The sequence below is a fragment of the Formivibrio sp. oc-25 genome (assembly GCF_055810895.1).
This window is the reverse complement of the sequence record NZ_JBVVOL010000009.1, coordinates 141,704-156,962: the sequence shown is the minus strand read 5'-3', so window position 1 is coordinate 156,962 and position 15,259 is coordinate 141,704. Positions and strand designations below refer to the sequence as shown.

Annotated in this window: 14 protein-coding genes and 2 pseudogenes; 5 read left to right on the top strand and 11 right to left on the bottom strand. The window is 57.1% G+C overall.

The window, feature by feature from the left end:
* The 3 genes and pseudogenes from AC0KVQ_RS08475 to AC0KVQ_RS08465 all read left to right on the top strand — a co-directional run.
* Positions 1-256, top strand: a pseudogene (locus tag AC0KVQ_RS08475) (hypothetical protein); the annotation flags it as partial.
* A 168-nt stretch (positions 257-424) separates the two neighbouring features.
* A complete protein-coding gene (locus tag AC0KVQ_RS08470; protein WP_473420709.1) occupies positions 425-1,447 on the top strand; it encodes a TRAP transporter substrate-binding protein in 1,023 nt (340 codons plus the stop codon).
* 296 nt (positions 1,448-1,743) lie between these two features.
* Positions 1,744-2,574 carry an SDR family NAD(P)-dependent oxidoreductase gene (locus AC0KVQ_RS08465; protein WP_473420708.1) on the top strand — a complete coding sequence of 277 codons (831 nt, stop codon included), beginning with the start codon at positions 1,744-1,746 and terminating at the stop codon, positions 2,572-2,574.
* Here AC0KVQ_RS08465 and AC0KVQ_RS08460 read toward each other — a convergent pair whose 3' ends face one another.
* Together AC0KVQ_RS08460 and AC0KVQ_RS08455 are read right to left on the bottom strand one after the other, a co-directional pair.
* The gene (locus AC0KVQ_RS08460; protein ID WP_473420707.1) at positions 2,575-3,426 is read right to left on the bottom strand and encodes a pirin family protein; all 852 of its coding nucleotides are present in this window, start codon (positions 3,424-3,426) and stop codon (positions 2,575-2,577) included.
* 194 nt (positions 3,427-3,620) lie between these two features.
* Positions 3,621-4,217 carry an FMN-dependent NADH-azoreductase gene (locus tag AC0KVQ_RS08455; RefSeq protein WP_473420706.1) on the bottom strand — a complete coding sequence of 199 codons (597 nt, stop codon included), beginning with the start codon at positions 4,215-4,217 and terminating at the stop codon, positions 3,621-3,623.
* Positions 4,218-4,311: 94 nt separating this feature from the next.
* Between AC0KVQ_RS08455 and AC0KVQ_RS08450 the strand changes: the two genes are divergently transcribed.
* Entirely contained in the window at positions 4,312-5,223 is a 912-nt protein-coding gene (locus tag AC0KVQ_RS08450) for a LysR family transcriptional regulator (RefSeq protein ID WP_473420705.1), read from the top strand.
* A gap of 133 nt (positions 5,224-5,356) precedes the next feature.
* On the opposite strand, the gene glxR is transcribed toward AC0KVQ_RS08450, so the two are convergent.
* The 8 genes from glxR to AC0KVQ_RS08410 form a co-directional block, all read right to left on the bottom strand.
* Positions 5,357-6,247 carry a 2-hydroxy-3-oxopropionate reductase gene (gene glxR / locus AC0KVQ_RS08445; protein ID WP_473420704.1) on the bottom strand — a complete coding sequence of 297 codons (891 nt, stop codon included), beginning with the start codon at positions 6,245-6,247 and terminating at the stop codon, positions 5,357-5,359.
* Between the two features lie 85 nt (positions 6,248-6,332).
* Complete coding sequence (locus AC0KVQ_RS08440) at positions 6,333-7,268, bottom strand: transketolase family protein (RefSeq protein ID WP_473420703.1); 936 nt, start codon at positions 7,266-7,268, stop codon at positions 6,333-6,335.
* 2 nt (positions 7,269-7,270) lie between these two features.
* A complete protein-coding gene (locus AC0KVQ_RS08435) occupies positions 7,271-8,104 on the bottom strand; it encodes a transketolase (RefSeq protein ID WP_473420702.1) in 834 nt (277 codons plus the stop codon).
* A gap of 26 nt (positions 8,105-8,130) precedes the next feature.
* On the bottom strand, positions 8,131-8,799 hold the full coding sequence (locus tag AC0KVQ_RS08430; protein ID WP_473420701.1) for an aspartate/glutamate racemase family protein: 669 nt from the start codon (positions 8,797-8,799) through the stop codon (positions 8,131-8,133).
* 261 nt (positions 8,800-9,060) lie between these two features.
* Entirely contained in the window at positions 9,061-10,581 is a 1,521-nt protein-coding gene (locus tag AC0KVQ_RS08425; RefSeq protein ID WP_473420700.1) for a tripartite tricarboxylate transporter permease, read from the bottom strand.
* Between the two features lie 70 nt (positions 10,582-10,651).
* Positions 10,652-11,152 (bottom strand): tripartite tricarboxylate transporter TctB family protein, encoded by a 501-nt coding sequence (locus AC0KVQ_RS08420; RefSeq protein WP_473420699.1) that lies wholly within the window; start codon positions 11,150-11,152, stop codon positions 10,652-10,654.
* A 65-nt stretch (positions 11,153-11,217) separates the two neighbouring features.
* Positions 11,218-12,204 (bottom strand): tripartite tricarboxylate transporter substrate binding protein, encoded by a 987-nt coding sequence (locus tag AC0KVQ_RS08415; protein WP_473420698.1) that lies wholly within the window; start codon positions 12,202-12,204, stop codon positions 11,218-11,220.
* 48 nt (positions 12,205-12,252) lie between these two features.
* Positions 12,253-13,314 (bottom strand): 4-hydroxythreonine-4-phosphate dehydrogenase PdxA, encoded by a 1,062-nt coding sequence (locus tag AC0KVQ_RS08410; RefSeq protein ID WP_473420697.1) that lies wholly within the window; start codon positions 13,312-13,314, stop codon positions 12,253-12,255.
* A gap of 241 nt (positions 13,315-13,555) precedes the next feature.
* Between AC0KVQ_RS08410 and AC0KVQ_RS08405 the strand changes: the two genes are divergently transcribed.
* Positions 13,556-14,257: a GntR family transcriptional regulator gene (locus AC0KVQ_RS08405; protein WP_473420696.1), complete on the top strand. Its 702-nt coding sequence runs from the start codon at positions 13,556-13,558 to the stop codon at positions 14,255-14,257.
* A gap of 336 nt (positions 14,258-14,593) precedes the next feature.
* On the opposite strand, the pseudogene AC0KVQ_RS08400 reads toward AC0KVQ_RS08405, so the two are convergent.
* Positions 14,594-15,118 (bottom strand): annotated as a pseudogene (locus AC0KVQ_RS08400) (pseudouridine synthase); the annotation flags it as partial.
* Between the last annotated feature and the right edge of the window lie 141 nt (positions 15,119-15,259).

The following is a 15,259-nucleotide window of genomic DNA, read 5'->3' as shown; positions in this document are numbered from 1 at the left end:
GCGCGGCGTGATCGTGCAGGTGGGCGTGAGTGGCGACGTATCGATTCCGATCGGCGTGCTGGTGGGCAAGGAAATCAACCTTGTGGGTGCGTTCCGCTTCCACAGCGAATATGCCCTGGCTGCGCGCCTGTTGAAGGAAGGCCGCATCAACGTGAAGCCGATCATCACCGCAACCCTGCCGATCGAAAAGGCAGTGGAAGCGTTCGAACTGGCCTCGGATCGCCGTTCGCAGATGAAGGTGCAGCTGACGTTCTGACAAGCAGCCAGTTGCATTGGGGTGGTCGACCCAATGCAACTGGGTATTCAAAAAAATTTTACCCCGGAGGTAGAACGATACACAAGCATGAAAGACAGCGTAATACTCGATGCCCAACGCACTGACTGTAGCCATAACAGACATTGAATTTCACCGGAGGAAGAACCCATGCAAACCAAATCGATTCAACGTACCGTCAAACCCCTGATCACCCTGCTGGGTGCAGCTGGCCTTCTGCTATCGGTACACGCCCAAGCGGTCGATGCACGCCTTGGGCACAGCTTTACCGACCAACACCCTCGCGGCCAAGCCATGGTGAAGTTCGCCGAGGAAGTGGAAAAAGCCAGCGGCGGCAAGATCAAGATCAAAGTCTTTTCGAACTCGACCCTAGGTTCGGAAGAGAAAATGCTGCAATCGGTACAGGGCAGCGTGCTGGAGTTCTACATGGGCTCACTGGCGCCGTTCACTGTGCGCAAAAAAGAACTGCAGATTTTTGATTTCCCCTTCATCTTCGCCAATGATGCGGAAGTCGCCAAAGTACTGGATGGCCCGGTCGGGCAGAAAATGCTGGATAGCCTCGAAGATACCGGCGTGCATGGTTTGACCTGGGCAGGCGGGGCCTTCCGTAACGTGGCCAACAGCAAACGTCCGATCACGCGCTTCGAAGACCTGAAAGGCCTGAAAATCCGCGTGATGCAGAGCCCGGTAGCGATCGAAAGCTTCAAGGCCATGGGTATCAACGCCACGCCGATGGCCTATGCCGAGGTCTACACCGCACTGGAAATCAAGGCGCTGGATGGCCTGGAGCACCCGCCGGTCGACATGTACCAGAACAAGATTTATGAAATCCAGAAGCATCTGGCCATTACCCATCATGTCTATACGCCAGTGGCCATGGTCGTATCCAAGAAATGGTTTGATGCCTTGCCCAAGGATCAACAGGATGCCGTAAAAAAGGCTGCTGTGATTGCACGTGATTACCAGCGCAACCTGGAAATCGAGCAAACCAAGGGGGCCGTGAACATGCTCAAGGACAAGGGCATGGCAGTGACGGTATTGCCTCAGCCGGAACTCGACAAGATGCGCGCAGCGGTCCAACCCGTGATCGAGAAGTTCTCTGCCAATATCGGCGCTGACTTCGTCAAGGGCTTCTACGCTGAAGTGGAAAAGGCACGCAAATCAGCGAAGTGACCGTTGTTTTATAGAGTTCCATTCGGATGCTTCCTTCTCCTCGGCAACCGGGTGGGCTCCCACAAAGCGTGCTTGATGCCTAATGCCGTTCACTTAAGTGTCCATTCACCCTCTCCCCCAGCCCCTCTCCCGCAAGCGGGCGAGGGGAGTACTTGGCTAATTCACCCGTTTTGCTCCCTCTCCCGCTTGCAGGAGAGGGTAAACCGCCAGAATATCCCTTAAGCGAACGGCATTAGGGCTTGATGCCCGCTTTATCTCTATCATCTGGCACGCATTGCAGATACAAGGAAGGCTTCATGGCAAACAGACATCTTGCTGGCAAAGTAGCCTGGGTCACCGGCTCCAGCCGTGGAATCGGGCGGGAAATTGGCGAACATCTGGCTGGTTGTGGCGCAAAGGTTGTATTCCATGCCTCATCGGAACACTCGGCGCAACAACTGGGTGCTGGAGATACTCTGACGGTACTGGCGCAAAAAATTGCAGCGCAATATAGCGTCGACACGCTGGCAGTCTGTGGCGACCTGACGCAATCAGCCACAGTCTCGGCACTGGTCGAACAAATCCATGCCAGGTTTGGCCGAATCGATATTCTGGTCAACAACGCAGGCGGAGATATCGGCAGCAAAGGCGTGCAAGCAGCCAAAGCCGGCAAGCCCGAGCATAACGATGCCGTATTCATCAGCGAGGAAGATCTGCGCACCGTGCTGGATCGCAACCTGATGACCTGCATTCTGGCCAGCCGTGCGGTAGCGCCGGAAATGATCGGGCGCCGCCAAGGCTGGATCGTCAATCTTGGCAGCATCGCCGGGCTGGCCGGCAATACCGAATCCGCGATCTATGCCACCGCCAAGGCGGCTGTGCATGAATACACGCGCTGCCTGGCCGCGATGCTGCGGCCGCACGGGGTGTATGCCAATGCCATTGCTCCGGGCAACACCCTCACCGAGCGCTTTCAGGCCAGCCGTGCGCTTGATCCGGACAAGATGGCAACAGATGGATCGCTTGATCGCTATGGCCTGCCACAGGAAATCGCCAAGGCTGTCGAGTTCCTGGTGTCAGATGCCTCCTCCTACATTACCGGTCAGATCATCCGCGTGGATGGCGGCCAGCAACTCTGGCCAGCCTGATCACCCCGCCAGCCGTCCACTGCGATAATCCTCGATCGCCTGCTGCAACTCGGCTTCGGTATTCATCACGAACGGGCCATACTGCGCGATCGGCTCGCCCAGCGGCTGTCCGGCAATCAGCAACAGTCGTGTCGGCCCGGCGGTATCGATCACCACACCATCGGCGTTTTCCGAGTTGGCCAGGATGGCCATGCGCTGCACCGGGACGGAAACATCACCCAGCTTCGCCTCACCCCGGTACACATAAACAAATGCGTTATGACTGGCAGACAACGGCTGCTCGAAGCGGCCGCCTGCCGGCAGGTGGATATCCAGATACAACGGCGCGGTAACTTCGCGCTGCATGGCGCCCGTCACGCCATGGCTTTCACCGGCCAGTACACGTACCGTCGCGCCTTCTGGCGTCGTGAATTCCGGAATCGCATCATTCGGAAAATCGCGGTACCAGCCGGGAATCATCTTGTCCCTGGCGGGAAGATTGAGCCAGAGCTGGAAACCTTCCATCAATCCATCTTCCTGCTCGGGCATCTCGCTATGGATCACGCCACGCCCGGCCGTCATCCATTGCATGCCGCCATTTTGCAGCAGCCCTTCGTTGCCGCCGCTGTCGCGGTGGCGCATGCGGCCCGCAATCATGTAGGTAACGGTTTCGAAACCACGATGCGGATGATCGGGAAAGCCCCCGATATAGTCATCGGGATTCTCATTGGCAAAGGCATCAAGCATCAGGAACGGATCCAGCCGCCGTTGCAGGCGCCCGGTCAGCACGCGGGTCAGCTTGACACCCGCGCCATCGGAAGTGGCACGTCCTTCTACCAGTGTTTCCACTGTTCTGGGTTGCATGATGGTCATGGGTGTCTCCTTTATAGAATCAAGAAACCTGCGTCAGCAGGCGAGCGAGCCAAAGCAGATTGCGGGAGGACGGAGCGCAGAAACCGGAATGGACATGTAAGTCCATGAGGACGACCCGAAGGTAGCCCCTTTTGCGGGTTCCGAGCACGGCCCAACCGCAAGATGCGCAGGCGTAGCCGCCTGATACGCAGGTTTTAGGCCAGTGCTGCGATTTCGGCTCTCGCAGATTCAAACGCCTTGGTCACGTAATCATCGCCATAGCCGAGTCCCTCGGCATAGACGAACTGCACATCGGTCATGCCCAGGAAAGCCAGCACGGTACGCAGGTACGGCACCATTACATCGCTGGCCTGATCGCGGTGAAAACCGCCACGGCTGGTCGCCACATACACTTTCTTGCCCTTGAGCAGACCTTCCGGACCCGACTCAGTGTAGTGGAACGTGACACGTGCTCGCGAAATGGCATCGATCCAGTTTTTGAGCTGCGTCGTCACACCAAAGTTGTACATCGGTACAGCCAACACCAGTACATCGGCAGCCTGGATTTCGGCAATGCGGGCATCGTATTCGGCCACGATGGCAGATTGCTCTGCAGTACGTGCGGCAGCATCTGTCATCAGCGCGCCCAAGGCCGTTTCATCCAGCGCAGTAACCGGATTGAGGGCCAGGTCGATGCGGGTCAGGCTGGCTTGCGCATTCTTGTTTTTCAGGTCAGCCACGATCTCATCGGCCAACTGGCTGGAAACGGAGCCATTGCTGCGAGCGCTGGAATTGATTTGCAGGATTTTCATAACAGGTCCTCGGTAGTAGTTGAGCAAGTGGCTCAACTTTATTACGGAACCATTTTGTGATAAACCGGTTATTTCGGATAACATTATTCCAAAAATGGAACAATCAAACCTCGATGCCACCGATCTGCTGTTATTTGCCCGTGTCGCAGAAGCCGGCAACTTCAGCCGTGCGGCCGAACGCCTAGGGCTACCCAAATCCACGCTATCCCGGCGCATTTCAGATCTGGAAAACCGGCTGGGCGAACGCCTGCTGTTACGCACCACGCGCAAACTAACCCTCACCGATTTCGGCCAGCACATTCTGGAGCACGCGCAGCAAATCAGTGCCGAGGTGGAAGCCGCCAGCCTGCTGGCGCAATCGCGCCAGGCAGAACCCAGCGGCACCTTGCGCGTTTCGATGCCGGGCGATCTGGCCAACCTGCTGCTGGCCCCGATGCTGGCCCAGTTTGTGAGCCAGTATCCGCGTATTGATCTGCAGGTCGATCTCACGCCACGCCGGGTGGATCTGATCAATGAAAACATCGACCTGGCGCTGCGTGCCGGTGCCCTGCCCGACGATGCCACGCTGGTGGCACGCCGGGTCTGGCTCTATAGCCCCGGCCTGTACGCCGCACCGACCTACCTGAACGAAAACGGCACGCCCGACAAACCCGAAGACCTGGCGCGGCACCGTACCCTGCGTGTTCTCACGCGCCAGGGCGATGGCGCCCCCTGGCAACTCAAGCGCGGCAACGAAATCCATACCAGTACAGCCATGCATTGCACCGCCATCAATTCACCAGAACTGCTGGTGCGGCTAGCCATTGCCGGGCAAGGCATCGTGGCCGCCGGCAACCTTTTCACAACCCTGGCCATGGATCGCGGTGAGCTGGTGCGTGTGTTGCCCGATTGGCATCTGGAACCGGTCAGCATCTGGGCGGTGTATCCGGGCAGAAAACTGCTGCCCAGTCGCACGCGGGTATTTCTGGACATGCTGGAAGCGTGGATGCGCCCGCACGTGGGCTAATTCTGCCGGAGATCATCACCTGGTTCGGACACTCAGGCTCTGCCTGCTGGCAATGCGGTCGCGATTATTTGACAGATTTCACACTTTGCCTGCCCTGTCAGAAGACGGGGCAGGCGCTACTGCTCAATGCCACTCAGGTCTTCTGGCCGACCTCGAAATTCGCCATCATCTCCAGCGCGCGTACCATCCCTGAGTGATCCCACGCGCTGCCACCATGTGCGGCGCACATGTTGAAGAGCTCCTGGCAGGTCGCTGTATTGGGCAGAGCCACACCCAACTTGCGGGCGGAAGTCAGCGCGAGATTCAAGTCCTTCTGATGCAGCTCGATACGGAAGCCGGGATTGAAGGTGCGCTTGACCATGCGTTCGCCATGCACCTCCAGAATCTTGGAGGAGGCAAAACCGCCCATCAGCGCCTGGCGCACGCGCGCCGGGTCGGCGCCGGCCTTGGAAGCAAACAGCAGTGCTTCGCCCACGGCTTCGATCGTCAGGGCGACGATCATCTGGTTCGCGACCTTCGCGGTCTGGCCGTCACCATTATCGCCTACCAGGGTGATGTTCTTGCCCATCAGCTCGAACAGCGGCTTCACTTCTTCGAAGATCTGCGGCTTGCCGCCGACCATGATGGAGAGCGTGGCGGCCTTGGCCCCCACCTCACCGCCGGAGACCGGAGCATCGAGGTATTCGCAGCCTAGCGCACGGATGCGCGCAGCGAACTCCTTGGTTTCGATCGGCGAGATCGAGCTCATGTCGACCACGATCTTGCCTGCCGACAAACCTTCGGCGATGCCGTTAGCGGCGAACAGCGCAGAAGCCACGTGCGGTGTATCCGGCACCATCACAAAAATGATGTCGGCATTCTGCGCAACTTTCTTGCCGGACGCGCAGGCTTTGCCGCCGGCCTCCACCAGCGATGCCGGCACATTGGGGATGCTGAACAGGGACACTTCGTGACCGCCCTTGATCAGGTGCTCTGCCATCGGCGTACCCATGATGCCCAGACCAACGAAACCGATTCTTCTCATTCACTTTCTCCCGATTCTGAAAATCACCACCAACACCACTTCCACGCACTTGGCTACCGTCCCCCAAGGTTCATCACCGACACGCCTAGCTGCCCAGCGCACGGCAGGCAGCATCAGCAATGTGCCTTTCCGTCAGGCCGTAGCGCTCCAGCAGTTCCTCGTAGGAGTGGGCGGAAGTGCCGAACTGATCGTCGATAGCGATCTGCGCGAAGGGCAGGTTGACCTCGCTGATGATCAGCGACGCGATGGCGCTGCCCAGCCCTCCGATGCGCGTGGCTTCTTCGGCGGTGACGATGGCCTTCTTGCCGGCCACGTACTTGAGGATTTCTTCCTTATGCAGCGGCTTCAGCGAACTGACGTTGACAACCTCGGCCGAGATGCCGGCGGCCTGCAGGATGTCGGCAGCAAGCATCGATTTCCAGACCATCGCCCCGGTGGCGAAGATCACTACGTCGCGACCTTCACGGATTCGATACATCTTGCCGATCTCATAGCTTGTATCGACGGGCGTGTAGACCGGCAGTTCACTACGGTTGATGCGGATATACACCGGCCCCTGGTGCGTCAGCATGGCCTTGACCATCTTGCGCGTTTCCACAGCATCGCACGGGTTGAGCACGGTCATGTGGGGGATCGTGCACATGACGTTGGCGTCCTCGATCGACTGGTGGGTCTTGCCGTCGCCAAAATCCGAGAGGCCACAGCTCGAGCCGCAGATGCGCACGTTGGCTTCCGGAATGGCGATGCCGCAGCGGATCTGGTCGTAGGCTCGACCGATGGCAAATACCGCGAAGGTGCTGTAAAAGGGAATCTTGTCGGCGAGCGCCAGGCCTGCGGCGGTGCTGGCCATGTTCTGCTCGGCGATGCCCATCTCGAAATAGCGCTCCGGATACGCGTCCTTGAACAGGTAGGACATGGTCGACTTGCCGAGATCGGCTTCGAGTACCACGATGTCCGAATTGGTTTTGCCTTCCTCGACGAGCGCCTCGCCGTAGGCCTTGCGCAAACTTTGCTTTTCCATGATCAGACGGTCTCCTGTTGCGCGGCCAGTTCATTGATGGCCTGGGTGAATTTCGTTTCGTCGAAAATGCCGTTGTGGTAGGCGGCGACGTTCTCTGCGAACGACACACCCTTGCCCTTGACTGTGTCGAGGATGACTAGTGCCGGTTTGCCCTTGACCCTCTTCGCCTGTTCAATACCTGCGGCGATCTCGACTATGTCGTGACCGTTCACGGTCAGCACTTCCCAGCCGAAAGCACGCCATTTGGCATCAAGGTCGGGGATGCTGAAGATATCGTCCGTGCGTCCGGAAGCCTGGATCTTGTTCCAGTCGATGAACGCCGTCAGGTTGTCGAGCTTGAAATTGGCAGCGGCCATCGCCGCTTCCCATAGCTGGCCTTCGGACTGCTCGCCGTCGCCCATGATCACGAAGACATGCGACGCACTTTTATCGAGACGCAGCCCCAGCGCCATGCCGATACCCAGCGACAACCCCTGCCCGAGCGAACCTGTAACGGCCTCGATGCCAGGAACAGTGAGGTCCGGATGGCCCTGCAGCAGGCCGTTCAGGCTCTTGACCTTCTTCAGTTCCTCGCGTGGGAAATAGCCAAGCTCGCACAGCGCGGCGTACTGGATCAATGCGGCGTGGCCCTTGGAGAGCAGCAGGCGGTCGCGCTCCGGATTTTTAGGGTTGGCGCGATCGACGCGCATGGCGTGGAAATAGAGCACGGCCATGGTCTCGGCGAGTGAAGCCGATCCGCCCCAGTGGCCGGCCTTGCCGACGCCGATCATTTCAAGCACGTTGCAGCGGAGCTTGTTCGCGATGACCTGCAGCTCCCAGACTTTTCCTTCGTTCATTGTGTGATCTCCTTGGTTTGCAATCGTCAGGCGGCCAGTTTGTCGAACAGCACGCGGCGGGCTTTTTCGACACCGAGACGCGGGCTGGTCAGCACGGGGATGGCAATCTCGGAAAGGTAAGGTTCGAGAGTAATCATGCTGCCCTGTGCCAATACGATGACATCGTTCTCGCGCTCTGCTTGCTTGAGCAGGTCGAGCACCAGGCGATCATGCTTCTCGCGGTTCTTTTCCTTCATCAGCACGTCGAGCGCGCCGTCAGCGAGGTAAGTCTTGATCTCGATGGTTTTGCCCATGCGCTGCGCGACCTGGGCAAGGGCGGTGGCAGTCGGTTTGAGCGTTGCTGCCGCCGTGGCGGCAACGCCGATACGGGTGCCCATTTCGACGGTCTTCTCGGTCATCCCGTCGTCGACCATGACGATCGGGATCTTGGTCATTTTTCGTGCACATTCGATCCCCTCGCGGGTCGACGAACACTGACTGAAGATCAGGTCGGCGCCGGCCGCTTCGGCGGCAACGCAGTATTCCGAGAGGCGTTTGATGATCGACGGGGTGATGCCACGATTGCGGTTCAGGGTATCGAGCAGGTCTTCGTCGACGAGGTTGGAGATCTGCGCTTCCGGGATGATTTCGCGGAACAGCGAGTTGAAGGTGTCGAACGAGACCATGCTGGTTTGCAGGATAACAATCTTTTTCATGAGATTTTCCTTGTAGAAGAGCGCTCGATCGACGCGAAATCGTCCATTTCGGAGACGACCACAGTGAATTCCTTGAGTTGTTCATGCGTATTCATGTTCGGCTTCCTTGTTTGGCGTGACGTATTTCTATCGGATTTACCGCTCTTCCGGCGTGAGCTTCCCCCTCCGCGATCCACAGGCGGCAAGAAATGGGTTAGCTGGGATTTCACGCAGCCATCGCGAACGCGATGGCGTTGTCATGGGCGGGAAGCTGCTTTGCCCTCAGGCGCTCTGGATGACTCCCCGGTACTCTCTGGCGCGCAGGCGCTTGATCAGCATGGAGATCATCGGCCAGAAGAACATGATCAGAGCGAGCGTCATCATCGTTCCTACCAAGGCGTTGGACCAAAACACGCCCAGTGAGCCATTGGCGAGAATCATCGATTGGCGGAAAGCATCTTCGGCCTTGTTCCCCAACACCATCGCCAGCACGAACGGCGCGATGGGGTAGTCCAGTTTCTTGAACACATAACCCACGACACCAAAGAGGAGTGCGAACCCGAGGTCAAGGCCTTTGGAGGCGACCGTGTATGCACCGATGAAACACACCACGTTGATCATCGGGCCAATGATGGAAAATGGGATACGCAGGATTGCGGCAAACAGCGGGATCGTCGCCAGCACAAGGATCACCGCAATCACGTTCCCCAAATACATGCTAGCAATCGTGCCCCAGACAAAATCAGGACGTTCGAGGAACAGCATCGGCCCAGGAGTCAGGCCCCAGATCATCAAACCGCCCATCATGACGGCCGCCGTCGCCGAACCCGGGATACCCAGGGCAAGCATAGGAAGAATCGCACACGTACCCGCGGAAAGGTCCGCAGTCTGGGCAGCAATGACGCCATTGGGGTCGCCCTTGCCGAACTGACTCTTGTTCCGGGCAAAACGTTTGGCTAAGCCATAGCTCATGAACGACGCAGCAGTTGGGCCGCCCGGTGTGATGCCCATCCAGCAACCGACGATGGAACTCCGCAGCAAGGTGATCCAGTACTTCGGCATCGAAGCAATGCCTTTGAGTACCTCACGAACACTCACTTTGGCCTTGATACCGTCAAAGCGCAGCCCTTCCTCCATGGTCTGCAGCAGTTCGCCCAAACCAAACAAGCCGATGACCGCGACGAGAAAGCTGATGCCACCAATCAATTCGTTGAAGCCGAAAGTGAGTCTCATAGTGCCTGAGATGGTGTCCATCCCCACGCTGGCTAGCACCAGACCGATCGTCATGGATGACAAAGTCTTGAATGCCGACGAGTTGCCCATGCCGATGAAGCAGGAAAAAGTCAGCAAATAGACTGCGAAATATTCCGGCGAACTGAACTTCAGCGCGAACTTGGTGACCCAGCCCGAAAGCCCGGTAATCACGATCACACCGAACAAGGCCCCGATTCCCGCCGAGACGAAGGCCAACGTCAAGGATTCCGCGGCCTTGCCGGACTTTGCCATCGGATAACCGTCAAAAGTCGTGGCTACCGACGAAGGCTCGCCTGGGATGTTGAAGAGTATGGAAGTGGTTGACCCCCCGAAGAGTGCACCCCAGTACATGCTGGTTAGAAGAATGATGGCGGAGATGGGATCCATCGTGAAAGTGAGCGGCAAAAGCAACGACACGCCATTGGGTGCGCCAAGACCTGGTAGAACGCCCACCAGAATCCCTAACAACACACCGCCCACCATGATCGCTACGTGATAGAAAGACAGGGCGACCCTGAAACCATCTATCAAATTTCCGAAGTTTTCCAAAATCTGCCTCCTTGATGTGCCGATCGACGCCCCATCACCACTTCTTTTATTAGCGCTTGGGTTATGGCTATCAGTAGATGCCCAGTAACTTTTCCAACGGCCCTTTCAACAGGGGCGATTGGAACCACACTTCAAACACGAAGAAGAAGACAACAGCCGTCCCCACGCCAACAAGCAACGCATGATGAATACGGTATTTCCCCTGAACCGTCATCGTGGCGATCAGATAGAGCGCTGTCGCCACGTATAGCCCCAGGAAGAAGCCAACGAGAACGAAGGCGCACATCGGTCCGAAAAACGCGAATACGCGCCTGGCCTGCTCCATCGTCAGAAATTCCTCGCTGCGATCACGATGTTTGACGAACGCCATGACGAGACTTCCAGCACCAGAGATGATCGCGATGAGACCCAGATAAAAGGGGAAATAGCCGGCCTGCGGACCGGCGTCACCCCATCCGGTTCCCGAGGCACGGGCACCAAAGCAGACCACTAGTCCAAAACAAATGATCGCTACCGAGGTAACAACTTCCATCGTGAAGCGAGACAACAACTTAGTTGATGACGGTTTCATGCGAGGCACCCCGATGAGATACAGTCGAGAGGGGCTCGATGCCCCTCCCCACACAAGCCACTCGACTACTGCAACGCCCAGCCTTCGCGCCTGAACACTTCAGCAGCTCTCGTGGAATCGGTCTTGATAAAGGAGCGCAGCGCATCGCCTGTCAGGAACTGATCAGTTTGCGAGGTTCTCTCGATGTACTGCTTCCATTCCGGCGTCTCCCGAACCTTGTTCATCAGGCTGACATAGAAGGCTGTGACCTCGGCAGGCACGTTTGCAGGCAGCCAAACAGTTCTTGGCATCTGGTATCCGGAAATCGGAATCCCGCTATCCTTGCATAGGGGAATGTCGGACCACGCCATGTCTTTTGCGACCTTCGGCCCCTTCGCCATACGATCTGAGCCGAAGACACAAAGCGGTTTCACCAGACCAGCCTTCCATTGCCCCAGGCTCTCGGACGGATTGTTGACGTTTGAATCGATGTGGTTGCCAGATAGCTGTACCGCAGCCTCACTACCACTCTTAAATGGGACGTAAGCGAATTTCCCACCCGTAGTCACGGTAATCATGCTGGTGAGCGTCTGATCTACGTCCTTGGACTGAGAGCCGCCCATCTTCAAACCTTCCGGCTTTTTCGCAGCCTCGATATAAGACTTCGCATCTTTGATTGCGGACTCGCCATTCACCCACAGTACGAACTCATCCATTGCCATGGATGCCACCGGCGAGAAACTCTCCGGCCCGAAGCCCATCTTCCCTACCAGAGGAAGGAGATATTCGTTGTTCGTTCCGAAAGTCACCTTGTACGGGTCCGTCGGGTTGCTGGCGCCATACACATAACCTTCGGCACCACTGCCACCCCCTTTGTTGATCACTATCACGGGTACGCTAACCAACTTGTATTTGACAATTGCCGATTGAATCGTCCGGGCGAAAGTATCCGTACCGCCTCCAGCACCTGCGGTGACCACAAATTCGATCGGCTTGTCAGGCATCCAGGCTGCACCCGCAGCAGCTGCATAGAAAGCACTCGCGAGGATCACGCCCAAGGTCTTCTTCATCATCTTCTTTCTCCTTTCCTTTGTTTATTTTCGCCTTTCGGCTCACTTCGCCTAACTCAAAACAGCAGTATGTTCGGTGGTGGCCGACGCATGCATTCGCCGAGTCGCCATCTTCGCGGCCAAGAGCAGCGCTTGCCGGCTCGCTCCAACATTTGCAATGCCCTTGCCCGCGATGTCATAAGCCGTGCCGTGTGCGGGTGTGCAGATTGGGAATGGAAAACCACCGAGTAACGTAACGCCACGATCAAAGCCCATCAGCTTCATCGCAATTTGCCCTTGGTCGTGGTACATCGTTAAAACCGCGTCGAAAGTACCGTTCTTGGCGCGGACAAAAACGGTGTCGGCGGGGTATGGGCCTAGCACATTCATCCCACGCTTCTTCGCTTTTTCGACAGCAGGTGCGATCGTGTCGAGCTCTTCGCGACCAAAGTTACCACCATCGCCACCATGCGGATTCAGACCAGCAACTGCGATGCACGGATTCGCAAACCCGGCCTCTTTCAGACAACGATCCGTCAGTTCCAACTCGGTGAGAATGGCTTCTTCAGTAATCGAGAATGAAACCCGCTGCAGAGGGATATGTGATGTCACGCGTGCATTCCAGAGGCCTTCGAGCACATTGAATTCTCGGGCGGGTCCGCGAAAACCGATCTTCTCTGCGACGAATCTGATTTCATCATCGTAGCCGGGATAGACGTAGCGCATCGCCTGTTTGTTGAAGGGCGTAAAACAGACCGCCTGCGCCACACCCTTGCCTGCCATCTCCAGCGCTGCATTGAAGTTTTTCATTGCGAACGCACCACCTACTGGGGTGGCTTCGCCGCGCCGAACTTCGGTCGGACATAAGTGGCCAAGATCGACGAAAACCGGACATGAGCCAACTTGGATGTCTTCGGCAGCTTGCACGATGTCGGCATCAACGGTCACACCAGCAATGCTTGCCCCCTCCTGCAGGACGCGCCAATCCCCGAACACCACAAGATTGGCAACTTCTTGAATCTCATCCAGACACATGAGTTTCGCCGTCAGTTCTGGACTCACTCCTGCCGGATCTCCCATTGCCAGGGCAATCGTGGGGCGCTGGGTAGTGTCATTGGTTCGTTTTGGTTCCACCGCTATCTCCTACTCGTCGCATTTTGATTTCTGTTAAGGGAATACTGGATCAGCCATCATGGTTTTTCAAGAATTTTTAATTATTTATTTTACATTTTGAATTCTGAATGCAGAATTCAGTGTGCTGTGTTTAGGTTTGACGTGTAATGAAGTACCATTAAGTACTAAAGGATTCATTGCAAAAGACATTTGAGAATTTCCACCCACTGGGTTAACCAGGAATAGAGACGAGATATTTGACATGGCTAGTCAAAAATTAGGCCTTACGGCCTTTGAGGACATGAGTGCCGATGCAGAGGTAGGGCGTATCGAGCGCCCCACCCTGCATAATGCGGTAGTCAATCGCATCCGCGACATGATCATTGAAGGGCAACTGCCCCCCGGCGTGCGGATTCACGAGGGGCAACTTGGAGAGCAGTTGGGCGTGTCGAGGACACCGCTACGGGAGGCACTGAAAGTTCTTGCCATGGAGGGACTGGTCGATCTCGTTCCCAGCCGCGGCGCACTGGTCCATCAGTGGTCAGCCAAAGACGTCCACGACATGTTGACGGTGCTTAGCACGCTCGAAGACCTCGCCGGAAAGCTTGCCTGCGCGAACGCGACCGAGGACGATATCGCGGAGATTCGAGAACTGCACGAGCAAATGATGAAGTGCTATCGCGAAAAGGACAGACTCGCCTACTTTAAGCTCAATCAGCAAATTCACTCAGCCATCATCAGCCTGTCCGGCAATGAGTCACTCATCCTTTTACATGGCATGTTGCAGACGCGCATGAAACGAGTCCGCTTTCTGGGGCACCAAAATGCTGACTCTTGGTCAGCGGCGGTCGCCGATCACGAGGAAATGGTTCACGCACTGGAAGCGAAAGATGCTGACGCGCTGTCGACCGCATTGGTCAACCACGTGGCCCGCACGTGGGAACGAATCAGGGACGCCATCTAAACTCTGAAAACTCTGAGCTTGGACGTATTTTCAGCAGCCGAGCGTATCCACGAATTGGTACGCATGATGAATCCGAAGAACCTGTTCAAAGTCTCTGCTCACTGTTGGATGCGAGAATGCAGGGGGAAGAAAAAGCGACCCAAGCAACACCAGCCTGCAATTCGTCCACTTTGCTTTCTTGTGGCTCGTGCTCAAAAGACTTTGAACAGGTTCTCAGCGCGTTTTGTTTGGTCCGCGCCGGCCACGTTGTTTCGGACGCCCCTGCGGCTTGGCCTGGCGGGGGGTTGCCGGGCTTTTGGGCAATAGGACTTTCCATTGCGCCGCATCGATTTCGCACCATTGGCCCGGTTGCAGGTCAGCCAGTTTCCAGTCGCCGATTTGGGCACGTATCAGGCGCAAGGTCGGGAATCCCACCTTGGCAGTCATGCGCCGCACCTGGCGATTTTTGCCTTCGCGAATCGTGATTTCCAGCCAGGTGGTTGGAATCGCGGCACGATGGCGAATCGGCGGGTTACGCGGCCATAAGCCATCGGGTTCCGCGATAATGCGGACCTCGGCCGGCTGTGTCACAAAATCGCCCAGATCCACGCCCCGGCGCAACGGTTCCAGCGCGGCCTCGTCGGGCGCCCCTTCCACCTGCACCCAGTAGGTTTTGGGCAACTTGTGCTGCGGATCGGCAATACGCGCCTGCAACGGGCCGTGGTCAGTCAGCAGCAACAATCCTTCGGAATCGGTATCGAGCCGGCCAGCCGGGTAGACGCCCCGCTCACCGATGTAATCCGCCAGGCACTGGTGCGGTGGCGATGGCGAAAACTGGCAGATCACGCCGTAGGGTTTATTGAACATGATCAGTCTGGGCATTGAGGCTCCTTTCCGGTCGTGATTGAAGCCATTGCCAATCAGGACTTGCGGACAGGATTGTGCCTGAAGCGCCCGGGCCGGCACAGAAGCCGCACTCGCCTGCCCGGCAGGAACGTAAAAATTCACACCAGCGGATTCATG